Raw genomic sequence first — 23,922 nt, 5'->3', positions numbered from 1 at the left:
TGTGGGCAACCGCGAAAAGGAAGAGACACATCAAGCATTATTTATTTCAATGCCTTCAATGTTTCATACACTATTCATTATGATGCCACCACAAGTAATATTCTACCACGTGATGACATATTTATTTCATTATCGAACCATTTATCGCATTAACGGTAATCAAAGTTGTGTCTTTGTTAGTAGATACTAAGAACTGCCAGACGGGGATAAAGATGATATCTTTTTTAACCGTTGTTAGTGGCGCATAACCTATTTTTGATAGTTTAACCGTACTATTATCAGGCAATTCATTATATTGATAAAGATTAATCAACGCTTGTTTTTCAGAAATCAATTGCATATCATCACGCAAGAATTGCGTTTGATTGACGTATTGTTGTTCATACTTTTGTAGTCGATGATTACTATCAACTTCAAATACTATTTGTGCAAGGTCAGAAACAAATGCATGATTATCTGCCGGAATTTTTTCCACGAAAACATAGAGTTTCGATGTCGTATGTTTGTTCTCTTTAGCTCGTGCGATTTGGGTCATTTTTTTACTATATTGATATTCATTTCCCATAATCACTTGATTATCTTTTGCAACAAATTTATCCAAATCCATCACATCACTCGCTTCATCCACACCTAATTGCACAGGCTTTTGGGGAATAACAACAAATTGATTATCCGAGAACGACGTTTCCCAGCCGGGCTTAAGTTCATTTTGTTTATCAACCAGAACTTGTTTGCCATTTTTACCAGCTAAATATGAACCTGAATGACGATTTTGTACTAAAGAACCATACGAAATGCCATCATCACTCATTTCATCTAATATTTGTTGATCTGTTGTGCGGTTATCACTAAATGGATATTCTCGCACCCATTGAACACCCAAAAAGATATCTAGCGCGATGAACACCGCTAAGAAGGCCGCCAAGACTTTTCTAAAATCCATTTAATGACCTCCTTGCTCACTTTTAACCTGATCCGTTACCGATCGCCAGACATGATTCTGTTCAAAATACCATCCCGGATCCAAGGTAACAATTTGATTGTCTGGATCCAATTGCCAACGATAGCCGATTGCCATTTGTTCGATATCATTCCGCGATACACCAACACTTTCTAAATCTGCCATCGCACTAGCCATTGGCTCGATATTAATTTGATTCTTTTGATCTGTTGGCAATGGTACTCGTAGTGAATATTGTGACATACCAATTCTTGCATGTTTATTAGGTAATTGCTTTATTTGTACCGAACCATATGATGTTTGTCCAAAAATAGGCAATCCATTAACAAACAAACGATACGTCAGCGTTTGACCCTGGTCACGTTCTTCAAAGTAGTATAAATTATCCGAATTTTGGTGTAAATTAACTAGCCAACGATAACCCTCGTGTTGCCGCTGATTAAGTGTATTTGCGTTGTGATTAACATTATATGCATCATAATTAATTGAACCTGTCGTGACATTATGTGCCATCCGACGGTTATCACCGTTAGAATATGTTAAAATTTCCTGGCCATTGTTCACATCACGTTTACCACTATCTGAAAAGAGTTTTGTTAGTCGTGATACCGTGCTATCAACATCTAGCAAATAACTATAACTTTGTAATTTAACTGAAGTTGTTGTTGCTGCCATGACATGTTTGCCAACCCACTGGTAGTTCACGGTTGCCGTTTTTTTGCTAGGCTTTAGATGTTGAACTGTTTGCGGTGCATTCGATACCTGGTAAGCATACCTCTTATGATGACGATCATCGTAAAAGAAAAGCTTATTACTATCATCTTGCGATATTTGCACATGATTAATTGTCGCATTACCAGCTATCTTAATGCGTTTACCAAAAATGGACTGTATGATATTACCAGAAACAGCATCAGGAAAGCTCATCACAATCGTATTTTTTTGAGAAAGTGAATTTAGGTAAGTTGTCTTTTTTAAAACATCACTTGTTTTATAAGCAATATCCCATTCTTTCACACGATCAACAATTTTTGAATATAACGTGCGATAATCAATGACGCTAAGTTCTTTATCTGATTGGTTAAATACTAATTGGGAAATACTATAAACACTTGTTAAATTCTCCCCACTAACATTTTCTTGGGTTGTGTCATTAGTTATTTTTTGTTGTTTCATCGATTGACCAGGACTGCGCCATAATTGGATTGATAAAAAAATACTAATTAATATCGCAATAATGAGCGCAATAATCACACCATAACGTTGTCTGAAATATCTTATATTAACACGCCATTGCTTATTCTTCTTCATCCCATGCACCATCATCCCAATCATCGTCTAACTCATTATATGGCTCATATGGTAATGCAATCGAGAATGTTGATCCTTCACCTTCAGTCGATTCTACCCATACACGACCATTAAAACGCTCAATAATTTCTTTCGAGATAGCCAATCCAAGACCTGTACCACCTTGCGCTCTAGAACGAGCCTTATCGACACGGAAGAAACGATCAAAAATTTGCTTCATATTTGACTTTGGAATACCTAATCCTTGATCAGTAATACTCAAAACCACTTCACTATCACGATCTTCTAATCGTGCTGTAATAACGCCACCATCAGGCGAATACTTAATGGCATTGTTCATGATATTATCAATTACCTGCGTAAACTTCGATGTATCAATTTCGACCCAGATTTGTAATTGCGGAATCATGCGCTTAATTGTGTAATATTTTTCTGGTTTATCGTCATTGGCAATAATCATATCAAAACGATCTAAAATATAATTGAACAATGCCGCAATGTTAATATACTCTTTCTCCAGCTTCATGGTACCTGAATCCATACGTGACAATTCTAACAAATCATTTATCATATGAATCATACGTGTGGTCTCATCTTGAGCAACTTGCAAGAAATTATGCGCAACTTCTGGATCTTCTACTGCACCATCTTGCAAAGCATCCACATATGATTTAACAGAAGTTAACGGTGTACGTAACTCATGTGACACATTAGAAACGAATTGTCGACGTTCACGTTCAGTTCGCTGCTGTTCAGTAACGTCATGTAAAACAATAACCAATCCTGAAATAAATCCTGATGCGCGTTCAATTAGGCTAAAATATGCCCGAATCATTAATGGATGTTCATCTGTACTAAAATCTAATAACAACTCGTGCCGATTATCTAACAGATCACGTAAACTATATTGATCTGCAATACGTAATATATCCAAAATTGAGCGACCATTAGCCTCTTGATTTTCAGATAACCCAGTCATCCGTAAAGCTGCAATATTTATAATGTTAATATTACCGCGTCGATCCGTTGCAATAACACCATCAGTCATGTGCTCCAAAACAGAGTCAAGCCGACGACGTTCAAAATCCATTGAATTAGTCGTTTCTTCAATACGTTCTGCTAACACGTTAACATCTTGTGCGAGCTTACCAATTTCATCATTTGTCCGAACGACAATACCACCAGAATAATCACCTTGTGCAATCTTAGCCGTTCTTGCACTAATTTCAGCAATTGGTCGTGTAATACTACGTGAGATAAAAATCGCCATAATAATACCAAGAACAACCGCAAAAACTAATGATGCAAAATAGATGTATGATATCTTTGTTAAATTATTATAGACTGACTCTAAACTAGCTCGAACAACGACCACACCCACAACATTGCTTTCTCCATCTACCGTATTAACCAGTGGTTTAACCACTAATTGATAACGCGTACTGTTAACCGTAACGATTGGATTTTTTCTATATTTATTACCATTAATAGCTGCCTTGATATTTGAGTCTGTTGTCTTTTGCCCAATTTTATCTTGGTTATTAACATCATTCGTTCCACGTAGAACTCCTGCCGTATCAAAAACTTGAATTTCTGAAATAGCAGCATTGTTCGTTGACGTTAAAATTATATGAACATCTTGATTCACCTTTGAATGACTACTACTAGCCAATTGTTGCGTCAAGGAATCGTCAACGTATGCCGGCAAAGCAATCTGATCACGAAAAGATGATAAACTTTGTTGCTCTAATTGACGCACAAAAAAGGCACCAACTAATTCCAAAGTAACAATTAATGTTAGCGTAAATACTAATGCAATTTTAAAGTGAATAGATGAAAAAAAGCGGCGCCCTTTGCGACTACTTTGCATGAATACTGCCTTTCTTAATTACGAAAAAGACTAGCACCATGCCATTTGGCAAGGCACTAGCCTTTCAATTTAATGATTTATTCTTCTGAAGCTTTCAGATAATATCCGACACCGCGACGGGTCATCAAAATTTGCGGATGACTAGGTGTCTCTTCAATTTTTTCACGGATGCGTCGTACAGTGACATCAACTGTGCGTACATCCCCGAAATAATCATAACCCCATACCGTTTGTAATAAATCATCACGTGTCATGACTTGTCCAATATGCTTTGACAAGTGGTGCAATAACTCAAACTCACGATGAGTCAATTCGATATCTTGTCCATTTTTAGAAACCATGTAAGCATCAGGATGGATAGTCAGTGCGCCAATTTTAATGTCACCACTATCATCAACTTGACCTGATTGTCCAGACACTGGTGATTGACGGCGCAAGTTAGCCTTTATACGCGCCAATAGTTCACGGTTTGAAAATGGTTTCGTGACGTAATCATCCGCACCCATTTCTAAACCAAGTACTTTGTCAATTTCCGAATCTTTTGCAGTAACCATGATAACTGGTGTTTGAGATTTTGTCCGAATTTGACGCAATACTTCAGTTCCCTCAACCTCAGGTAACATTTGATCTAGAAGAACCAAGTCTGGTTCCTCACTCTCAAACAAATCCAAAGCTTCACGACCATCCATCGCCACAGCGACATCATAACCTTCTTTAGTTAAATTAAATTTTATAATATCTGAAATAGGCTTTTCGTCATCTACGACCAATATTTTACTCATCACTATGTTCCTCCCAAGGGTGGGTCTCTGATTGATATTATATCATGCAAGCAGCTTTTACCAAAATAAAACTTTATCAAAAATTTAAAAAACAAGATCACTCGACTATATATAGGTATAAATCACTTTAAAAAAAGTGATTTATACACGGTCTATTAATTCATTCGATATGATATTTTAATTTAATGCTTGCAATCTTTTTTTACTGGTGGTATATTATTATTCGTTGTTGCGAAACAATTTAATCAATTTGGACAAGTAGCTCAGTTGGTAGAGCAACGGACTCTTAATCCGTGGGTCCAGGGTTCGAGCCCCTGCTTGTCCACTATATTAAAAAGGCGTCAGAATTAAAAAATTCTGACGCCTTTTTTCATTAATGATATCTACGTCTGTCATCAATTAAATGTGATGATAATTTGGGGCATCCTTAATCAATTCAATATCATGTGGATGACTTTCAGTTAACCCTGCTGAAGTAATTTGAACAAATTGCGCTTGCTGACGTAGTGTTTCTACATCACCTGAACCGGTGTACCCCATACCCGATCGTAAACCACCACTGATTTGAAAAATGTTATCTGCAATAACATCAGTAATCATTTTTTCATCAATCATTGTTGCAACCGCACCGGCAGCCAATGCTTTAACCACATCCCCACTGTATTGAATGCCTGAGCCAAGAATGACATTTTTGTTAAACTCAGCAGCTTGTTTAGCAAAAGCCATAACAGTTGTCACGATGGCATTTATTGAATCACCATCAACGATAATTGTATCGGCACCTGCAACAAGTGCTTTTTTAGCAATTTCCAAATCATCTACTGGTCCGAACCAGACTGGTATTGAATTAAAGTTAGATTTAATTTCACTAATGTTTTTTACCAAAAAGTCTTGATTATTAGTCGGTAGGACTTGTACAACATCAGCACCTGCTTGTACTAATTCTTCTACAGTATCAGTAGCCTCTACTGATACCCCAACTAGATAGTGATTATCTAATTGCTTAATTTTAGTCACATTTTCAGGTGTTGATAATTGAACTGGCAGAATAGCCAACGTGCCTTCTTTTGCAAAATCAATCGCATTTGCCACCGTTGCAAATCCCGTTGCGCCAATTACCGGAATTGATAGTGTAATATTTTCAGCAACCTGTGTACTAATATCAATTTCATTTGGTAATACATTGGAAGCACTTGGTACCAACAATACCTCATCAAGTCCCAATCCATTTTGGCTAAACATTATACTAATTCCTCCTTGTTTTGCATGATGCGTACACTTTGTGGTACTTTTGCATAATCTTGTGTGGCTGTCGCTACTACCAAGTGTCCATTCTCAGCAGCTTGTAGAATTGAAGTAAAGCCACCTTTATTTAAGTTTTCAGCGACGTCATTTAATGCAGGTCGTAAAACATCAAGTAACGTTCCCTTATATGGTGTTTTACCTTCGATACCTTCTGGCACCATTTTATTTGCTTCATTGACTTCTCCTTGGAAATAGCGATCCTTTGAGCCATTTTGCATCGCTGCAATTGAACCCATACCTCTGTAGGCCTTAAATCGTAATCCAGTAGCTTCGTCAATCAATACATCACCAGGTGTTTCATATGTTCCAGCAAGAACTGATCCCAACATAACTGCATGACCACCAGCTAGAATAGCTTTTGACATATCTGCTGAAGTTTTAATACCACCGTCAGCGATAATTGCCTTATTGTATTCCTTTGCTGCTTCTGCTGCTGCAGCAATTGCTGAAATTTGGGGAACACCAACACCAGCAACCACACGAGTTGTACAAATTGATCCAGGACCAATGCCAACCTTAGCAACATCTGCTCCCGCATCATACAGGGCACTAGCGCCTTCCTTTGTCGCAATATTGCCAGCAATAATATTGATTTTAGGAAAGGCATCGCGAACTTCACGAATCTTACGTAAAACGCCTTCGGAATGTCCATGAGCCGAATCAAGGACAATTGCATCCGCACCAGCTGCGACTAATGCTCGCACACGTTCAAGCGTATTTGATGTAACGCCTACTGCACCAGCAACAATTAAACGTCCATGATCGTCAACTGCTGCATTTGGGTCAAGCGTCAGATCTACCTTCGCAGATTTAACGAAACGGATTTCTGCTGCCTGGTCTGCAATCAACATGTTTTTATGAATCACACCAAGACCACCAAATTTTGCCAAAGCAATTGCCATTGGAGACTCTGTGACCGTGTCCATCGCAGCAGATAGAATCGGTTGATTCAATTTCAACGTTGGCGTAAGAATAGTTTGCATAGATATTTTATCTTGTTGGTTACCCACAGTATTTTCCGGTAACGCGACATCTTCGAAAGTTAACCCCATTGGTACAAATTTATTTGCAATACTATAATTAGCCATATTTCCTCCATTTTTTTGTATAAAAAAAGCATTTGCAAGATTGTATAGAATCCAACAAATGCTAGTTAACCAGACAGTTTCACTAATCAATTGTGGATTGTCGCCTATTATCGGGTAGGCGGTAGAGACTTGTTAGCCCATTTATCTAACGATTAAATCTACAAGGTAGTTCATATTTATTTATCAATTGATTCTACTCGACTTCTAAAAAATTGCAAGTACTTATTTTTAATTTTTTTAAACCAAAAAAGCTTGCAATCATCCCTTTTATATGATATATTTATATTCGTCGTTGTGAGACAATATTAATAATTTGGACAAGTAGCTCAGTTGGTAGAGCAACGGACTCTTAATCCGTGGGTCCAGGGTTCGAGCCCCTGCTTGTCCACTACTTTGAAAGCTGATTTTGAATCAGCTTTTTTATTTTCAAAAAAGCTTGCACACATACTTATTGTATGATATATTATTATTTGTTGTTGCGAGACAATTTAATAATTTGGACAAGTAGCTCAGTTGGTAGAGCAACGGACTCTTAATCCGTGGGTCCAGGGTTCGAGCCCCTGCTTGTCCACTATTTTGAAAGAGAATGGCTTCGGTCATTCTCTTTTTTTATTCTTAGTGGCAAAAATCAAAACGCATCTAGCTTATATACCAAAAGGATCATCAATCCATCGACTTGAAGTCGGTAAATTGATGACCTTGAGCGTTCTCCAAAAGTTTGAATGAAAGAAAATGTTCAAACCTCTTCTTACAAAAATTGTATTAATTAGTCGATATCGCGGAATCCAATATCCGTTCGATAGTAAAAATCATTCAAATTCAAATTCTTTAGGGCTGTGTTGACACTATTTTGCGCCTCTTTCAAACTCGGCGCACGTGCAATCAGCGTAAAAATACGTCCACCCAAACTGTATAATCGGTGTTCCTCGGCGCTAACCCCAGCATAAAAAACATTCTGTGGTAATATCGGTAAGACAATATGTTGTTTAGGCGCATCCGGATATCCCGGAGCAGCAACAACTGTCCCTAAGTAATAATCTTGTGTCTGCCAAACCATCTGCGGATTTTTACCAGCAATCAAATCTGTTATCGCTGTGTAAAAGTCACTCTCTAATTGTGGTAACAAAACTTGTGTTTCTGGATCACCCAATCGGACATTAAATTCTATTACTTTGATGCCCTCACTAGTCAGCATACAGCCAATATATAATGTCCCCGCATACATCAAATTTTCACGTAATAAACCATTTATCGTAGGTTTGACGACAGTTTGTTCTACGCGCGCAATAATATCATCTGTAATATGTGGCACTGGCGAATAAGCACCCATGCCACCTGTATTTGGTCCAGTTTCTCCTGCATATATTTTTTTATGGTCTTGTGAAACTGGCAAAATGACAGGCTTTGGCCCACCAACAAACAACATCAATGAGAATTCTTCGCCTTCTAAATATTCTTCTACAAGAATTTGATCAGATTTTTGTAAACTTTCACGCAAAGCTAACGCTAACTCATCAGCTTCTTTGACAATGCGGACGCCCTTGCCACCCGCCAGACCGTTCTCTTTGATTACTACTGGCAGTGATAATTTTTGAGCATAGTTAAATGCCTGCTCAAAATCTTTAAACGAAGCAAAAGCTGCTGTTGGCACGTGATTGCGACTCATAAATTCTTTAGCAAACTGTTTATCACTTTCCAATCTAGCTGCTGCCTGATTAGGTCCAAAAACACGAATCCCCTTAGCCGTTAAGAAGTCTACAATACCATTAGCTAGTGGTTCCTCTGGACCAACAAACACCAAGTCTATCGGTTGTTGCTCAGCAAAAAGAGCTACTTTTTCAAAATCATTTTCGGCAATCGCAATTGTTTGAATACCACTTGCTTGCATGCCAGGATTTCCTGGTGCACAAAAAACCTGCGCAACTTGCTCACTCTTCAGAAAGGCTGCGGCAATTGCATGTTCACGTGCGCCAGAACCAATGATCAAAACATTGACCATCTCACTACCCCTTTCTAATGCCTAAAGTGACGTACACCGGTAGTCACCATTGCAATCCCATACTTATCGGCCATCGCAATAGAATCTTTATCACGAATACTACCACCAGGTTGAACGATGGCTTTAATATTATGTTGTGCAGCATACTCAACGCAGTCATCCATTGGGAAGAAGGCATCTGAGGCCAAAATGGCATGTTCATAACCTTCTTTAGGCATCGCCTTTTGTATTGCAATCTTTGTTGCATCAATGCGATTAGGTTGTCCCATCCCAACGCCTAATGTTTTTGTAGCTGTTGTGACAACAATGGCATTACTTTTCACAAACTTCACGACGTGTTGGCCAAATTGTAATGCCTGCAATTGTTCAGCCGTTGGTTGCGTCTTAGTCACCACTTTAAAATCTGACACTGCTTCAACTTGACGGTCAGTTTCTTGGACAAGCAACCCACCACTAACTGCAATCGTTTCGAAACGTTCTGCCTCATCACGATGGTTTAAGTCAGCCTGCAATAAACGAATATTCTTCTTCTTACCAAGAATTTCCAAAGCCTCGGCACTAAATGATGGTGCAATGACAATTTCCAAGAAAATTTCATGCATTTTCTGGGCAGTCGCTGCATCAATCTCACGATTAACTGCGACGATACCACCAAAAATCGACATCGGATCTGATTCGTACGCCTCGTCCCAAGCTTGTTCAATATTATCAGCAATACCAACACCACATGGATTCATATGTTTCATTGCAACCACACATGGTTCTGCAAATTCACTAACCATGTTTAAGGCTGCATTAGCATCCTTCAAGTTATTGAAAGATAGCTCCTTACCATGTAATTGTTTCGTGATAATTGATAATTTTGCTGGAATAGGGTTACGGTAAAACGCTGCTGCTTGGTGACTGTTTTCACCATAACGCAGGCTTTGTTGCTTCTCATATGTTAACGTTAATTTCTCAGGAAATTCTTCAGTCGTCAGATAATTAGCAATCAATGCATCATACGCTGCTGTATGTTGAAATACTTTTGCTGCCAATTCTTTTCTAAAAGTAAAATCCTCTTGACCAGCTTCTAAAAATGATATCACCCGTTCATAATCAGCAGTATCGACCACCGACAAAACATCCGCAAAATTTTTTGCAGCCGCACGCAACATTGATGGCCCACCAATATCAATTTGCTCGATTGCGTCTGCCTCAGTGGTTTCAGGCTTTTCAATTGTTTCCTTGAAGGGATATAAATTAACAACAACTAAATCAATGGGTGAAATACCTGCTTCTTCGAGTTGTGCTATGTGTGCCGAATTATGACGTTTTGCCAGTAATCCACCATGAATTTTCGGATGCAAAGTTTTGACGCGACCATCTAACATTTCAGGGAAACCAGTAATATCTTCAACGCCAATAACGTTTAGCCCACCATCTTCAAGGGCTTTTTTCGTTCCCCCAGTTGAAATAATTTCAAAATCTAGGGCAATTAACTGGCGTGCGAATTCCAATAAACCTGTTTTATCTGAAACGCTCAACAATGCTCTTTTAGTCATTTTTAGAATTCTCCTTTTTCTAATAGCTCTTTAACAACTGATGGATAAAATTTATGTTCAACCTGATGAATCCTTTGCTCAAGATCAGTAAGCTGATCTGTTTTATAAATCGGTACCTGACGCTGGGCAATAATCTGACCCGAATCGACACCTGCATCAACCCAGTGAATGGTTACGCCAGTTGTCGACACACCTGCTTCATAAGCATCCTCAATGCCATGACGACCAGGAAAATTCGGCAATAACGCTGGGTGAATATTGACCATTTTACCGGCATACCCTGCTAATAATGTTGGCCCGATAATTCGCATATATCCAGCTAACAAAATAAAATCAATTTGGTCAGCGGCTAATCTTGCTGCAATAACAGCTTCTGCGGATGCTTTATCTGGATAGTCACGAAAATTGACCACCATGGTAGGAACACCCTCATTTTCAGCACGTTGCAATACTGGCACATTTTGGTGATCACATACTAGTAATGCAACTTGGACCGGCATTTTTTCACGCGTAAACGCCTGACATAAGGCTGTAAAGTTAGACCCCTCGCCCGAAGCAAAAATCGCTATTTTTTTGATTATTGACATCACTGCAATTCGCCTTTCAATTCGACTCCCTGTTGTCCTGAAACAACTCGACCAATTTGATAAACCTTTTCACCCGATCGCTGTAATAATGTCATCACTTTTTCTACATTTGCCGGATCAACCGCTAGTACCATACCAATTCCTAAGTTAAAAGTCTGCGTCATATCCGTAAATGTCAGCTGACCTAATTCTTGTAATGAATGCATAATTTTTGGCATCGGCCAAGTCGCTACATTTATTTCAGCACGCTGATTTTTAGCCAAAATACGACCCACATTCTCAATTAGTCCACCGCCAGTAATATGAGCGATGGTGTGTACCAACTCTTGTTGTATCAAAGGATAAACTGCATCAACGTAGATTCGTGTCGGCTTTAACAATTCGGTTTGCAAATCATGTTCGTAACCTGGCAATGTCTCATGCAATGAGAAGTTATTTTGTTTAAATAAAATATCACGCACCAAGCTGAAACCATTTGAATGCAGACCATTTGACGCTAAGCCAATGAGTACATCACCATTTTTGGTATTTTCAGCCGTTAATAACTGTTGCTTATCAGCAATACCAACTGCAAATCCCGCTAAATCATAATGCTGAGTAGCATACATATCAGGCATTTCAGCCGTTTCACCACCCAATAGCATTGCACCAGCTTGTTTCACCCCTTCGACCACGCCAGTTATAATATCTTTCGCTTGTCCTTGATCTAAATGACCAGTTCCCAGATAGTCGAGAAAAAACAGTGGCTTGGCCCCTTGAGATAGCACATCATTAACACACATCGCTACCAAATCGATACCCACTTGCGTATTCTTATTTGCTTGAATCGCAATCAGTAATTTAGTGCCAACGCCATCTGTTCCCGCAACTAAAACCGGCTCTTGATATGATCCAATTTCTAACGGAAATAGTCCGCCAAACGAACCCAACGAGTCATTGTGTGCTAAATTTTTTATTTGATCGACCAATTGATATCCTGCATTGATATCAACGCCCGCCTTTTTATAGGCATCCATTCTGTGATCCTTTCCTGTTAACTAATATGATGATGTCGTTACATGTTTAGGTTCATCTTGCCGACGTAATTTTTCTTGCTCTTGGTCGTATTGTTCTTGATAATCATAAAGTGGTGTTGGATATTTACCATCAAAATAGGCAACACACAGACTACCATTTGGTGCACCAGTATTTAATCCCACGGCTTTTATCAAACTTGGTACACTTAAAAATCCTAACGAATCCGCGCCAAATGTTTGCCGCATTTCTGCCAAAGTTTGATTCGCCGCAATCAATTCACTGGCGTGTTGAATATCAATCCCATAGAAACATGGATATTTTAGTGCTGGCGAAGCTATCCGCAAGTGGACTTCTGCTGCTCCCGCATCTTTTAATAACTTCACAATGCGTCGGCTAGTCGTGCCACGTACAATAGAATCATCAACCAAAACCACTCGTTTTCCAGCCACAACCCCCTTAACAGCTGAGAGCTTCATATTCACACCTTGTTCACGTAATTTTTGAGTTGGCTGAATAAATGTGCGGGCAGAATACTGATTTTTAATCAAGCCCATCTCATAAGGTAACCCTGACTCCTGGGCATAACCCATGGCCGCTGATAAAGAAGAGTTGGGCACACCGGTTACCAAGTCGGCTTCAACTGGCTGTTCCTTGGCTAATAATGCCCCCATACGTTTACGAGCAGAATGAACATTTACACCATAAATATCTGAATCTGGGCGGGCAAAATAAATAAATTCCATTGAACAAATTGCTAATTGCGTGTCTGTTGTGTAAGCAGAAATTGATAATCCCGACTCGTCAATTCGCAATAATTGACCAGGCTGCACATCACAGAAAAAATTTGCACCAACAGCATCTAATGCGCAGGTTTCGCTACAAACCACAAAGCCACCATTCGGCAATTTACCAACAACAAGTGGTCGAAAGCCATTTGGATCAAGAGCAGCATAAAGACGATCCTTCGTCAATAATAAATAGGCAAAACCACCTTTAATCGTCCGCAAGGCATCCTTAACTTGTTCATCTAACGTTGTTGCTTTACTCAATCGGATAAGATGCATTAAATTCTCTGAATCTGAACTTGAATGATATATCGCACCTCTATCTTCTAAGTTTTTCCGAATTGTCTCTGCATTTGTCAAATTACCATTGTGAGCAAGGGCAAACTGTGTGTCACTAAAATTGAAAGGTAATGGTTGAATATTTTCTAGTAAATTACTACCTGCTGTTGAATAACGAACATGTCCTATTGCTGCTTGTCCTTGAAGTTGTTCAAGATCTGCCGCATTGAATACATCGTTAAGCAACCCTAAACCACGTTTCGTTCTAAGTTGTCCGTCATCATTAATTGTGATGCCTGCGCCTTCTTGGCCACGATGTTGTAATGCAAACAAACCAGTATAGGTTAAAAATGCTGCGTCTGGCGTACCCCAGACGCCAAAGACACCACATTCCTCATTCAAATGACTTAATTCAGGCTGCATGGCAAAGCTCCTTTCCAAATATCTAATGCTTGGGCAACTGAGAGATCAAATGCCCCATCTTGCGCCGTGACTTGTAAACGAGCATCGTCAGTCACTCGACCCAAATACGTTGCATGTGCACCAACCAATTGTTTGAATGCCACTTGATTTTCAGGACTCACAGAAACAACAAAACGTGATTGTGTTTCAGCGAAAAATTGACGAACTGACAATTTACTTGTCAAATCAACACCTAACTGGTTACCAAATGTTGCTTCTGCAATCGCAACAATCAAGCCACCTTCTGAAACATCATGTGCACTTTGCAAAAGATTATTTTGAATTGCCTGCGTCACAAGATTTTGTATTTTAACTTCATAATCCAAGTCAAAATCAAATAATTGACCTGAAATTTCACCGGTCTGCAATTTCTGAATCTCTGAACCATTAAAATCCTGATGTGTTTGACCAATGACATAAACGAAATCACCAGCTTGTTTGAAATCCTGAGTGGTAATGTGTTCGAGCCCTTGAATCAAACCAACCATCCCCACCATTGGGGTTGGGTAAATTGGCACATCATCAAACTCATTGTTCAAAGAAACATTCCCAGAGATAACTGGTGTAGCAAACTTTTCACACGCCTCACTCATTCCTTGTACTGCTTGGTCTAATTCATAAAATTGTTCTGGTTTTTCTGGATTACCAAAATTCAAACAATCCGTGATACCCAACGGTATAGCTCCGGAAGCCACAATATTTCTTGCCGCCTCTGCCACAGCCATTTGACCACCAATTCGTGGATTTAGATATAGATAGCGACCATTAACATCTGTTGTCATAGCTAGTGCTTTATCATGATGACGAATTCTAACAACAGCTGCATCAGAACCAGGCTTTACTAGCGTGTTCGTTTGAACTTGTGAATCATAAGTTTCATAAACACTTTCCTTTGAAGCAATTGTTAACTGGGCTAACATTTGCTTTAAAACTTCAGTGGCTGAAGAAACTTCTGGCACAAACTGTTGCTTACTAGCTTGTTCGATTCTTGCTGGTACCTTACTTTCACGGTGATAGACCGGTGCTTGTGATGCAAGTGCATCAACTGGCACATCAGCAACAATTTGACCATGGTGCACTAGTTGGTAATCATCATTATCAGTAACATGACCAATCACAACTGCTTCCACACCATATTCGTCAAATACCGCTAATACTTCATCTTCATGGCCACTCTTGACGCATAACAACATCCGTTCTTGTGATTCTGATAGCATCATTTCAAAAGGTGTCATATTAGTCTCACGTTGGGGCACTAAATCCAAATCTAAAATCATACCGTTGCCACCAGCTTTTGAACCCATTTCTGCCGAAGAAGATACCAAACCGGCAGCACCCATGTCTTGCATACCAACCAAAGCGTCTGCGTGATGCTCACTGATTTCTAAACATGCTTCCATGACTAATTTTTCAGTAAAGGGATCACCAACTTGAACAGCAGACCGTTGACTTTCATGTTCAGAATCAAATTGTGCTGATGCAAATGATGCACCATTGATCCCATCACGACCAGTTTTAGCACCAACATAAATAATGCTATTACCAACACCTGCCGCTGCACCAACTTGAATGTTTTCCAAATCCATTAGGCCAACACACATCACATTGACCAGCGGATTATGGTCATAAGCATCATCAAATGCCATATCGCCACCTACCGTTGGAACACCAATACAATTACCATATGCACTGATACCAGCGACAACTTGTGAAATTAAATAGCGATCTGCTGCAGTACGGGGCGTCCCGAAGCGCAAACTATCTAAACTCGCAATTGGACGAGCACCCATTGAAAAAATATCACGTAAAATACCACCAACTCCAGTCGTTGCTCCTTGAAACGGTTCAACTGCTGATGGATGATTATGGCTTTCAGCTTTAAAAACTACCCCTTGACCATCACCGATATCAATAATACCGGCACCTTCACCTGGCCCCTTTACAACACGAGGACCAGTGGTAAAGAATTTTTTTAAAACTGGTTTTGAATTTTTGTATGAACAGTGTTCACTCCACATACCTGAAAATAATCCGACTTCAGTATAATTTGGCAAACGCCCTAGAATGTCATTTTTAATTAATTGATATTCATCATCCGATAGTCCTAATGACCGATAAAGCTTTTGTTCTTCAATATCTGCGGGTGAAATTTCTGCTGTTTGAACACCAACACTACTCATAGCTAGCTACCTCATGTTTCTTAACAAAGTTAATTATCGATGCAAATAATTGGACACCATCATCTGATCCCAATATTTTTTCAACCGCTCGTTCTGGGTGTGGCATCATGCCCAACACATTGCCTTCACTATTAGTAACACCAGCAATATCACCCAAACTACCATTGGGGTTATTTTGATACCTAAAAACAATTTGATTATTCTCTTCTAGCGTTTTAAGTGTCTCAGCATCACAATAATAATTACCATCACCATGAGCAATTGGTAACGTAATGACTGCACCCATTTCGTATAGTGATGAAAAGGGTGTTTGATTATTTGCAACAACTAGCTGTTGGTCTCGACACACAAATTTAGCAACTGTATTTTTTTGCAAGGTACCTGGTAAAAGACCCGCTTCCGTAAGAATTTGAAAACCATTACAGATACCAATAACAGGTTTCCCACTTTTCGCAAATTGTTGTAACGCTGGAATAATTGGTGCAAAACGTGCAATTGCGCCACTACGTAAATAGTCACCATAAGAAAAGCCACCTGGCACAATCACTGCGTCAAAATCAATTAACGAATCTGCTTCATAAGAAACCAGTTCTGCTTCTTCATGAAGCACATCCGAAACCGCATAATAGGCATCTAACTCGCAATTAGATCCAGGAAATGCTAAAACCGCAAACCTCATTGTATTGCCTCCGAGTCGCTAATTTCATAGCGATAGTTCTCCATGTTAAAATTTGCTAACATCCGATCACAAATTTCATTGACTTCATGTTCAATCTCGTCATGACTCAATTGATCAGCAAACGTTAATTCAAAGGTCTTTCCCACTTTTAAATCAATAATATCGTCATAACCAAGGCGACCTAACGCTTGTTTAATTGCCTCAGCCTCTGGATTCAAAATTGATTCTTTATAGTTCACAAAAACTTTAACAACTGTCATTTTAGATTTCCTCCGAGTGTTGTAAGCGTTGCAAAATTTCTTCATAGACCGGCACCATTTCGCCTAATCCTTTACGGAAAATGTCCTTATCTAGTGACTCTTTTGTTTTCATATCAACTAAACGACAATTATCTGGCGACAACTCATCTGCTAAAATGACATCCCCGGCTGTTGTTAACCCAAACTCAAGTTTAAAATCAACAAGTTGTACATTCATTTTGGTAAAAATTTGAATCAAATGTTGATTAACTTGTCGTGCAAGTTTACGAATCTCTGCAATTTGATCACTTGTTGCAACACCCAATGCCAAAGCATCATCATCGTTCAAAAAAGGATCATCTAATGCATCGTTTTTATAGAAAAATTCAATGACTGGTTGTTCAAATTTTTGCAAATAATCTACTTGATAACGTTTTACAAAACTACCAGACGCATAATTACGGACAACCGTTTCCAAAGGGATAATCTGAACGCGCTCTACTAATTGATCAGTAGGACCCAATTGCTTTATGAAATGATTTTCTATGCCTTGCTGCCGTAAATCAGTAAATAATTGCGATGAAATGGCACAATTTGTCTTCCCCTTATCCTTCATCTGCACTTTACGTTTCCCATTTAAAGCAGTTACTTGGTCCATGTAATGTACCCACAAAATTTCCGGATCATTTGTCGTGTACATTTCTTTTGCTTTTCCTTGGTATAACAATTCTTGTTTTTCTATCTCTGCCAGTTCAGTCATTATTAATTTTCTCCCTTTAACATAGCGGTCATTTCAAACAGTTCGTCAATATCATCACCTACGACAGTAATATGGCCAAGCTTTCGTTGTGGTCTAATTTCAGCTTTACCATAATCATGGAAATGCCACTCCGGATGGTCATTTAATAATTCTCGCGCTAACGTTAAGTCAGTCCCTAATAAATTACGCATCACCGCGGGGTGTTCTTGCCTAATTACGGGTATTGGCAAGCCACAAATACTTCGGATATGTGCTTCAAATTGTGAGATGTTACATGCCTCAATCGTGTAATGACCTGAATTATGTGGTCGAGGAGCCAATTCATTGACAATCAATTCATGATCATTAATAACAAAAAATTCAATCCCTAAAACACCATAGAGATTGAGCTTTTCAGCAATTTTTTCAGCATAATTTTTTGCTTTCTGACGTAGTATTTCAGGAAATTGATTGGCAGCAATCGTTGTATGTAAAATGTGATTTTTATGTTGATTCGTCACCAACGGAAAAGTATAAATTTTTTGATGCAAGTCTCGTGTTACCATAATCGACGCTTCCGCCTGAAAATTCTGACGAGCTTCTAGGATACATGGCGCTTGATCATACAATTGCTTAGCAGTGATTAAGTCTGCAGAGTCATTAATATCAAGTTGACCATGGCCATCGTAACCACCACTGACTGTTTTTAAAAGTGCTGGATAACCAATTTTCGCAATAGCTGTTTGTAATGACGCCTCATCAGTAACCGCTGCAAACTCTGTTACTGGTACCTGTGCATCTCTTAAAAAATTTTTCTCTCGCAAACGTTGCCCTGTAATATGCAGTAAATTAACACCTTGAGGTAAGGCCGCATATGCCGCAGCTTTTTTTAAAGTTTCTTCAGCGACATTTTCAAATTCATAGGTTAAAACAGCACTACGATGTGCTAATTCCAATAACGCAGCTTCATCATCATAATTTGCTTGTATTTGAAAATCCGCAACCTGGGCAGCCGGTGCAGCCGGTGTAGGATCTAAGATACCAACCTTATATCCCATACTTTTAGCACTTAACGTCATCATTTGACCTAATTGTCCACCACCAACAATACCGATTGTAGCTGGCGGTAAAATCGTTTTAATCAAAACGCGCCTCACTTTCGATAGATTCTTGACGTTGCATCTGTTTGAATGCAACTAATTTTTCTTGCACATCTAATTGTGTGACTGCCAAAATTTGCGCCGCTAAAATAGCCGCATTCTTAGCACCAGCTTCACCGATACTAACCGTCGCTACTGGTGCTCCTGCTGGCATCTGAACAATTGAAAGTAATGAATCTAAGCCATTTAATGTTCGTGTTTTAATTGGAACGCCAATCACTGGTAAGGTTGTATTGGCTGCAATCATCCCTGGCAAATGTGCTGCACCACCAGCACCTGCAATAATTACTTTGTAGCCTTGCATGCGAGCATTTTGACCAAATTTCTGTAATTCATTGGGCATACGATGAGCTGATATAACATGTCTTTCGTATGATATACCTAGGTCTTCAAGTTGTTCACATGTTAATTTCATCGTTGACCAATCCGAAATCGATCCCATCAATACTGCAACTTCATTTGTCACCATTATTCCTCACTTTTTAAATCCGTCGTTAACACACCTATTTTTCACTTTCATAATACTTAACTTTATTATTTAAGTCAATGTCTATAATTCGTGTTTATTTCAAAAAAAGGCTGTAAAAAGTTTGATTTTTTAATAAAGTTCGTGTTTTTTAACATCCACTTTTAGCATTAGATTGGGACATAGCTACAAAAAAATCGGTAAAATACTGGTGTTAAAACCAGCATTTTACCGATGCCTTAATGATAAATATTTTTATTTAAATTCATCATTTATTGTCTGAAATTTTTTGGTGTATGTTTAACGTCGCTACTGCCGTATCTAATAAATGCTCAATCTGATCTTCATTAACATCGCCTGGATACTTTGTTTGCAGTTCATCCTCATAAGTATCAAGATACGAATCTTCAAACGCATCTACAGAATCTTCAACAGATGCCGTCTTAAGCAAACCATCTTGTTGTTCTGCAATAAACTTATCAAGGTCATTACTGACACGCTTTGTAACCTCTTCTTGCGATGGCAAGGATACAACCTGACTACTTTCTGTATTATTGCTCTGACTGCTGCCAAAATTTTGATTCTGTTTTAGTGAAGCCGCTCTTGAATCACGATAACTTGATTCATATTTATCTTCCGCTTTATCTGTCTGATATTCCGAAACAAAATGGACCCCTAATCCCCCTAAAACAATACCTAATACAAATACAACGATATACATGATTACTCTTTTCATATATTCCTCCCTTGTACTTGTATTGTAACTAATGTCATTGATCAAAGCGACTATCTAAGGTTATATGAAAAAGAGAGCACGACAAGAGTCGTTTTGAAGCCGGTGTGTAACGTGATTTACGTCATTTTTGGCCGTAGCAAAGCGCAGGACAGGAATGGCGTAAATTGCGTTACATTGAGGCTTCAGACTTTTGGAACGCGTTTATGCTATAAGACTTTCATGCTGATAATTAATACATTTTTAGCAAAAAAAAGTTGGAACAAATTCTTTTGTTCCAACTTTTCTTATACGTAATTAATCTTCTGCAACGAATGGCAAAAGACCCATGATACGAGCACGCTTAATAGCAGTCGTAACTTTACGTTGGTTCTTTGCTGAAGTTCCAGTAACACGACGAGGCAAAATCTTACCACGTTCTGAGATGAAACGTTCCAATAATTCAGTATCTTTGTAATCCACATATTCAATGTGGTTGGCTGCGATAAAGTCAACCTTACGACGGCGACGAGGTCCGCCACCACGACGTTGTTGTGCCATGATTAAATTCCTCCTGATAGAATAATGTCGTTAGACAATGTTGTTTTGTTAATAATTTAGAATGGTAGGTCATCATCAGAGATATCAATCTCTTGACCACCACCGAAAGGATCATTTGATGATTGTGAATTAGCTGAACCACCATTGAACACATTACCACTAGATGCTGGTGCACCAAATGGGTTTTGTGATGATGAGGAATTAAAGTTTCCTTGACTGCGTTGCTGTCCACCACCAAAATTATTCGTATTATTTGAACCACTCTGAGAACGGCGTGCTTCACTTTCAGCACGACTTTCTAACAATGAGAAGTTATCAACGACGACTTCCGTGACATAAACACGTTGCCCTTGTTGATTTTCATAATTACGAGTTTGAATACGGCCTTCAATACCAACTAACGAACCTTTTGATGTAAAATTAGCAAAATTTTCTGCTGACTTACGCCAAATGACAGCATTAATAAAATCAGTATCACGCTCACCGTTAGCATTTGTAAATTGTCGATTAACGGCAATTGTAAATGAACCAACAGCAGCACCAGAAGTCGTATAACGTAATTCAACATCACGTGTCAAACGACCAACCAGAACAACACGATTTATCATATGGAAAGCCTCCTTTCAAGGTCCTCAGACCTAGCCACTAAATTTATTAAATTAAAGTAACTTATAAAAATTACTCAGCTGATGCTAATTCGCGCTTTACAACCATGTGACGCAAGATATCTTCTGAAATCTTAGCCAAACGATCAAATTCGTTAATAGCTGCGTCATCTTCTGCAGTAAAGTTAACGATGTGGTAAAGACCCTCACGGTAACCTGCAATTTCATAAGTAAAACGACGTGATGACCAGTCCTTTGACTCAACCACCGTAGCACCATTATCTGACAACACTTTGTCAAAACGCTCAACCAATGCTTTCTTAGCGTCAGCATTCATGTCAGGGCGAATAATGTATGTTAATTCGTATGCCATTATATATTCCTCCTTTTGGTCTATGGCCGACTACCTGCCGGCAAGGAGAGCTATCAATTACTGATAACTCACAAACAATTATATTACACGATAATAAGGCATTTGGCAAGCCTTAACTATTGATTGTTATGATAATATCTGCAATGTATAGTTCATAAATCGCTCTAAATAAAATGGTTCATCCACTTCAACGGCGACATAGTTATTTTTATGTGGATCACGCAAACGACTCGGATCACCAATCGTGCGACCATCATTGACATCAACCATCATATTCAATGGTAATAATGTCACCAAATTTGGATCGACTGCCACACCAACAGCCAATGGATCATGTAATGCAGCACCCGCATGATTAATATCTAAATTATCATAGGCATCGATATAATAATCGAAAATATCGGCAAACACACGACCTTGGCGGGTACCTAAGTCTCGCCATTGTTGTGTTTCTTTCTTTGTTAGCAATGTTTGTAACGTCACATCCAAGCCAACCATTACCAGATGTTTTGCATGTTTGAAAACATAGTCAGCCGCTGCAGGATCTTGATTAATATTCGCTTCAGTATATGGTGTTACATTACCCGGAACAGTTAATGCACCACCCATTAAAGTGATGTTTCCAATCAAATCAGCTATTTGAGAATCCTTTTGAAAGGCTGCTGCCAAGTTAGTTAGTGGACCAGTTGGTACCACAATCAAATCTTCAGCGTACCGGTGGGCAGATTCAATTAAAAAATCAACTGCTGTCGTTGTTTCTGGCGTTGCCTTAGGATCAGGTAAGACAACATCTCCAATAGCATTTTTACCATGGATATCCATTGATACCTGCATGGTTTCAAAGCTATCAGTTGTTGATGAATGAGCTGCCCCAACAAAAACGGGTACATGCTGCTCGTCTAAGAGCTCCAATAATTTCAATGTGTTTTGAGCAGCAGTCTCAACTTGGGTATTTCCAAATGAAGACACCACACCAATTAAATCAGCATCAGAAGTTGCCAGTGCATACGCTAATGCTAATGCATCATCAACACCAGTATCCAAGTCTAAAATCATCTTTTTTTTGGCCATTTTTTATCCTCTTATAAAAAAACGCTGCTCTAAACTTTGCTAGAACAACGACTTATTTTTCTTACTTAATCAGCTGTACGGTGAAAACGTGTTTTAAACAACGGTGAAACCGCTTTGTTCTCATTGATCCGCTTAATCGCTTCAGCAATCAATTCCGCAGTTGAAACTTGTACCAACTTTGGGAACTTCTTTTCTTCTGGCAAATTAATTGAGTCTGTCACAATAACTTTCTCAAATACAGAATTTTGTAGATTTTCAACAGCTTTACCTGAAAAGACCGCATGTGTTGCAACAACATACACTTCGGAAGCCCCTTCGTCTTTCAACTTTTGTGCTCCTTGCGTGATTGTACCACCAGTATCAATCATATCATCGATCATGATGGCCCGCTTTCCTTTAACATCACCAATAATGTTCATAATTTGTGCAACATTAGCCTTTGGACGACGCTTATCAATAATGGCAATTGGCTCATGTGATCCCAATAATTCTGCCAGAGCACGTGCACGAGTAACACCACCATGGTCAGGAGATACAACAACTGTATTGTCATCCGCAATACCTGTTGTGATCAAGTAGTCAGCCAATAGTGGTGCCCCCATCATATGATCAACTGGAATATCGAAGAATCCTTGGATCTGTGATGCATGCAAATCAAGTGCTAGTACTCGAGTTGCACCGACCATTTCAAGCATGTTAGCGACCAACTTTGCTGAAATTGGTTCGCGAGAACGTGCCTTACGATCTTGGCGTGCATAGCCATAGTAAGGCATTACAATATTAATTGAACGTGCGCTTGCTCGACGCAATGCATCAATCATAATTAGCAGTTCCATCAAACTGTCATTAACTGGTGCTGATGTTGGTTGGATAACATATACGTTATCCCCACGAACGGATTCTTCAATATTAATTTGAATCTCTCCGTCACTAAACCGAGCGATATTTATTTTCGATAGTTCCACACCGATAGCGGCAGCAATCTTTTCCGCTAATGGGCGATTGCTACTCAATGAAAATATTTTCAAATGTGGATCCGAATAAGTTGCCATGCTTTCCTCCATAGACACATTCACGTGCGTATTCAAGTCTTTAATAATCCCATTGTACAGTTTTTCAACGTATTCTTCAATCTATTATTGACCAA

Annotated in this window: 23 protein-coding genes, 3 tRNA genes and 1 riboswitch; of the genes, 3 read left to right on the top strand and 23 right to left on the bottom strand. The window is 39.0% G+C overall.

Annotated elements, in window-relative coordinates; translation table 11 throughout:
* Positions 1-121: 121 nt before the first annotated feature.
* From yycI to yycF, 4 genes are all read right to left on the bottom strand, one after another.
* Positions 122-943, bottom strand: coding sequence for a two-component system regulatory protein YycI (gene yycI / locus QRX23_RS01360; protein WP_330155673.1), 822 nt, complete (start codon positions 941-943; stop codon positions 122-124).
* A complete protein-coding gene (gene yycH, locus QRX23_RS01355; RefSeq protein ID WP_330155672.1) occupies positions 944-2,272 on the bottom strand; it encodes a two-component system activity regulator YycH in 1,329 nt (442 codons plus the stop codon).
* Positions 2,259-4,142, bottom strand: coding sequence for a cell wall metabolism sensor histidine kinase WalK (walK, locus tag QRX23_RS01350; RefSeq protein WP_330155671.1), 1,884 nt, complete (start codon positions 4,140-4,142; stop codon positions 2,259-2,261). Before walK ends, yycH begins: the two co-directional genes overlap by 14 nt.
* 77 nt (positions 4,143-4,219) lie before the next feature.
* Positions 4,220-4,924, bottom strand: coding sequence for a response regulator YycF (yycF, locus tag QRX23_RS01345; RefSeq protein WP_002828720.1), 705 nt, complete (start codon positions 4,922-4,924; stop codon positions 4,220-4,222).
* Positions 4,925-5,176: 252 nt separating this feature from the next.
* On the opposite strand from yycF, the gene QRX23_RS01340 reads away from it, so the two are divergent.
* Positions 5,177-5,249, top strand: a tRNA-Lys gene (locus QRX23_RS01340).
* A gap of 74 nt (positions 5,250-5,323) precedes the next feature.
* Here QRX23_RS01340 and QRX23_RS01335 read toward each other — a convergent pair.
* Together QRX23_RS01335 and guaB are read right to left on the bottom strand one after the other, a co-directional pair.
* The gene (locus tag QRX23_RS01335; protein WP_330155670.1) at positions 5,324-6,166 is read right to left on the bottom strand and encodes an IMP dehydrogenase; all 843 of its coding nucleotides are present in this window, start codon (positions 6,164-6,166) and stop codon (positions 5,324-5,326) included.
* A complete protein-coding gene (gene guaB / locus QRX23_RS01330) occupies positions 6,166-7,317 on the bottom strand; it encodes an IMP dehydrogenase (protein WP_330155669.1) in 1,152 nt (383 codons plus the stop codon). The genes QRX23_RS01335 and guaB overlap by 1 nt, the downstream gene beginning before the upstream one ends.
* A gap of 77 nt (positions 7,318-7,394) precedes the next feature.
* A riboswitch (purine riboswitch) is annotated at positions 7,395-7,497 on the bottom strand.
* Between the two features lie 135 nt (positions 7,498-7,632).
* Here guaB and QRX23_RS01325 point away from each other — a divergent pair.
* Both QRX23_RS01325 and QRX23_RS01320 read left to right on the top strand, forming a co-directional pair.
* Positions 7,633-7,705, top strand: a tRNA-Lys gene (locus QRX23_RS01325).
* 110 nt (positions 7,706-7,815) lie between these two features.
* Positions 7,816-7,888 (top strand) — tRNA-Lys (locus QRX23_RS01320).
* Between the two features lie 195 nt (positions 7,889-8,083).
* On the opposite strand, the gene purD is transcribed toward QRX23_RS01320, so the two are convergent.
* From purD to QRX23_RS01235, 17 genes are all read right to left on the bottom strand, one after another.
* Positions 8,084-9,316, bottom strand: coding sequence for a phosphoribosylamine--glycine ligase (gene purD, locus QRX23_RS01315; RefSeq protein WP_330155668.1), 1,233 nt, complete (start codon positions 9,314-9,316; stop codon positions 8,084-8,086).
* A 14-nt stretch (positions 9,317-9,330) separates the two neighbouring features.
* Positions 9,331-10,860, bottom strand: a complete 1,530-nt coding sequence (gene purH / locus QRX23_RS01310) for a bifunctional phosphoribosylaminoimidazolecarboxamide formyltransferase/IMP cyclohydrolase (RefSeq protein ID WP_330155667.1) — start codon at positions 10,858-10,860, stop codon at positions 9,331-9,333.
* A gap of 2 nt (positions 10,861-10,862) precedes the next feature.
* Entirely contained in the window at positions 10,863-11,447 is a 585-nt protein-coding gene (gene purN, locus QRX23_RS01305) for a phosphoribosylglycinamide formyltransferase (RefSeq protein ID WP_330155666.1), read from the bottom strand.
* Positions 11,447-12,463, bottom strand: coding sequence for a phosphoribosylformylglycinamidine cyclo-ligase (purM, locus tag QRX23_RS01300; protein WP_330155665.1), 1,017 nt, complete (start codon positions 12,461-12,463; stop codon positions 11,447-11,449). Before purM ends, purN begins: the two co-directional genes overlap by 1 nt.
* A 21-nt stretch (positions 12,464-12,484) precedes the next feature.
* Positions 12,485-13,951 carry an amidophosphoribosyltransferase gene (purF, locus tag QRX23_RS01295; protein WP_330155664.1) on the bottom strand — a complete coding sequence of 489 codons (1,467 nt, stop codon included), beginning with the start codon at positions 13,949-13,951 and terminating at the stop codon, positions 12,485-12,487.
* Positions 13,936-16,170: a phosphoribosylformylglycinamidine synthase subunit PurL gene (gene purL, locus QRX23_RS01290; protein ID WP_330155663.1), complete on the bottom strand. Its 2,235-nt coding sequence runs from the start codon at positions 16,168-16,170 to the stop codon at positions 13,936-13,938. The genes purF and purL overlap by 16 nt, the downstream gene beginning before the upstream one ends.
* Positions 16,163-16,849 carry a phosphoribosylformylglycinamidine synthase subunit PurQ gene (purQ, locus tag QRX23_RS01285; protein WP_330155662.1) on the bottom strand — a complete coding sequence of 229 codons (687 nt, stop codon included), beginning with the start codon at positions 16,847-16,849 and terminating at the stop codon, positions 16,163-16,165. The genes purL and purQ overlap by 8 nt, the downstream gene beginning before the upstream one ends.
* Complete coding sequence (gene purS, locus QRX23_RS01280; protein WP_140837207.1) at positions 16,846-17,109, bottom strand: phosphoribosylformylglycinamidine synthase subunit PurS; 264 nt, start codon at positions 17,107-17,109, stop codon at positions 16,846-16,848. Before purS ends, purQ begins: the two co-directional genes overlap by 4 nt.
* A 1-nt stretch (position 17,110) precedes the next feature.
* Positions 17,111-17,848 (bottom strand): phosphoribosylaminoimidazolesuccinocarboxamide synthase, encoded by a 738-nt coding sequence (purC, locus tag QRX23_RS01275; RefSeq protein ID WP_330155661.1) that lies wholly within the window; start codon positions 17,846-17,848, stop codon positions 17,111-17,113.
* 2 nt (positions 17,849-17,850) lie between these two features.
* A complete protein-coding gene (gene purK / locus QRX23_RS01270) occupies positions 17,851-18,972 on the bottom strand; it encodes a 5-(carboxyamino)imidazole ribonucleotide synthase (protein WP_330155660.1) in 1,122 nt (373 codons plus the stop codon).
* Positions 18,965-19,456 (bottom strand): 5-(carboxyamino)imidazole ribonucleotide mutase, encoded by a 492-nt coding sequence (gene purE, locus QRX23_RS01265; RefSeq protein WP_330155659.1) that lies wholly within the window; start codon positions 19,454-19,456, stop codon positions 18,965-18,967. The genes purK and purE overlap by 8 nt, the downstream gene beginning before the upstream one ends.
* 265 nt (positions 19,457-19,721) lie before the next feature.
* Positions 19,722-20,189 carry a hypothetical protein gene (locus QRX23_RS01260; RefSeq protein ID WP_330155658.1) on the bottom strand — a complete coding sequence of 156 codons (468 nt, stop codon included), beginning with the start codon at positions 20,187-20,189 and terminating at the stop codon, positions 19,722-19,724.
* Between the two features lie 294 nt (positions 20,190-20,483).
* Positions 20,484-20,726, bottom strand: a complete 243-nt coding sequence (gene rpsR / locus QRX23_RS01255) for a 30S ribosomal protein S18 (RefSeq protein ID WP_002828737.1) — start codon at positions 20,724-20,726, stop codon at positions 20,484-20,486.
* Positions 20,727-20,782: 56 nt separating this feature from the next.
* Entirely contained in the window at positions 20,783-21,334 is a 552-nt protein-coding gene (gene ssb, locus QRX23_RS01250; protein WP_002828738.1) for a single-stranded DNA-binding protein, read from the bottom strand.
* A gap of 70 nt (positions 21,335-21,404) precedes the next feature.
* Entirely contained in the window at positions 21,405-21,704 is a 300-nt protein-coding gene (rpsF, locus tag QRX23_RS01245) for a 30S ribosomal protein S6 (RefSeq protein ID WP_002828739.1), read from the bottom strand.
* 126 nt (positions 21,705-21,830) lie between these two features.
* A complete protein-coding gene (locus QRX23_RS01240; protein ID WP_330155657.1) occupies positions 21,831-22,775 on the bottom strand; it encodes a nucleoside hydrolase in 945 nt (314 codons plus the stop codon).
* A 65-nt stretch (positions 22,776-22,840) separates the two neighbouring features.
* Positions 22,841-23,827 (bottom strand): ribose-phosphate diphosphokinase, encoded by a 987-nt coding sequence (locus QRX23_RS01235; protein WP_040760995.1) that lies wholly within the window; start codon positions 23,825-23,827, stop codon positions 22,841-22,843.
* Positions 23,828-23,922: the final 95 nt, after the last annotated feature.

Source organism: Weissella paramesenteroides, from assembly GCF_036327715.1.
In the GTDB taxonomy this organism is placed as follows: Bacteria; Bacillota; Bacilli; order Lactobacillales; family Lactobacillaceae; genus Weissella; species Weissella paramesenteroides.
This window is presented reverse-complemented; position numbering and strand designations above follow the sequence as displayed.

Bases quoted from the DNA above. Each gene is read 5' to 3' on its own strand.
- purH (WP_330155667.1), bottom strand. From the start codon at position 10,860: ATGACTAAAAGAGCATTGTTGAGCGTTTCAGATAAAACAGGTTTATTG.
- purN (WP_330155666.1), bottom strand. From the start codon at position 11,447: ATGTCAATAATCAAAAAAATAGCGATTTTTGCTTCGGGCGAGGGGTCT.
- rpsF (WP_002828739.1), bottom strand. From the start codon at position 21,704: ATGGCATACGAATTAACATACATTATTCGCCCTGACATGAATGCTGAC.
- yycH (WP_330155672.1), bottom strand. From the start codon at position 2,272: ATGAAGAAGAATAAGCAATGGCGTGTTAATATAAGATATTTCAGACAA.
- QRX23_RS01260 (WP_330155658.1), bottom strand. From the start codon at position 20,189: ATGAAAAGAGTAATCATGTATATCGTTGTATTTGTATTAGGTATTGTT.
- rpsR (WP_002828737.1), bottom strand. From the start codon at position 20,726: ATGGCACAACAACGTCGTGGTGGCGGACCTCGTCGCCGTCGTAAGGTT.
- walK (WP_330155671.1), bottom strand. From the start codon at position 4,142: ATGCAAAGTAGTCGCAAAGGGCGCCGCTTTTTTTCATCTATTCACTTT.
- ssb (WP_002828738.1), bottom strand. From the start codon at position 21,334: ATGATAAATCGTGTTGTTCTGGTTGGTCGTTTGACACGTGATGTTGAA.
- QRX23_RS01235 (WP_040760995.1), bottom strand. From the start codon at position 23,827: ATGGCAACTTATTCGGATCCACATTTGAAAATATTTTCATTGAGTAGC.
- purD (WP_330155668.1), bottom strand. From the start codon at position 9,316: ATGGTCAATGTTTTGATCATTGGTTCTGGCGCACGTGAACATGCAATT.
- yycF (WP_002828720.1), bottom strand. From the start codon at position 4,924: ATGAGTAAAATATTGGTCGTAGATGACGAAAAGCCTATTTCAGATATT.
- purQ (WP_330155662.1), bottom strand. From the start codon at position 16,849: ATGAGGTTTGCGGTTTTAGCATTTCCTGGATCTAATTGCGAGTTAGAT.
- purE (WP_330155659.1), bottom strand. From the start codon at position 19,456: ATGGTGACAAATGAAGTTGCAGTATTGATGGGATCGATTTCGGATTGG.
- purS (WP_140837207.1), bottom strand. From the start codon at position 17,109: ATGACAGTTGTTAAAGTTTTTGTGAACTATAAAGAATCAATTTTGAAT.
- purM (WP_330155665.1), bottom strand. From the start codon at position 12,463: ATGGATGCCTATAAAAAGGCGGGCGTTGATATCAATGCAGGATATCAA.
- QRX23_RS01240 (WP_330155657.1), bottom strand. From the start codon at position 22,775: ATGGCCAAAAAAAAGATGATTTTAGACTTGGATACTGGTGTTGATGAT.
- QRX23_RS01335 (WP_330155670.1), bottom strand. From the start codon at position 6,166: ATGTTTAGCCAAAATGGATTGGGACTTGATGAGGTATTGTTGGTACCA.
- purL (WP_330155663.1), bottom strand. From the start codon at position 16,170: ATGAGTAGTGTTGGTGTTCAAACAGCAGAAATTTCACCCGCAGATATT.
- guaB (WP_330155669.1), bottom strand. From the start codon at position 7,317: ATGGCTAATTATAGTATTGCAAATAAATTTGTACCAATGGGGTTAACT.
- purC (WP_330155661.1), bottom strand. From the start codon at position 17,848: ATGACTGAACTGGCAGAGATAGAAAAACAAGAATTGTTATACCAAGGA.
- yycI (WP_330155673.1), bottom strand. From the start codon at position 943: ATGGATTTTAGAAAAGTCTTGGCGGCCTTCTTAGCGGTGTTCATCGCG.
- purF (WP_330155664.1), bottom strand. From the start codon at position 13,951: ATGCAGCCTGAATTAAGTCATTTGAATGAGGAATGTGGTGTCTTTGGC.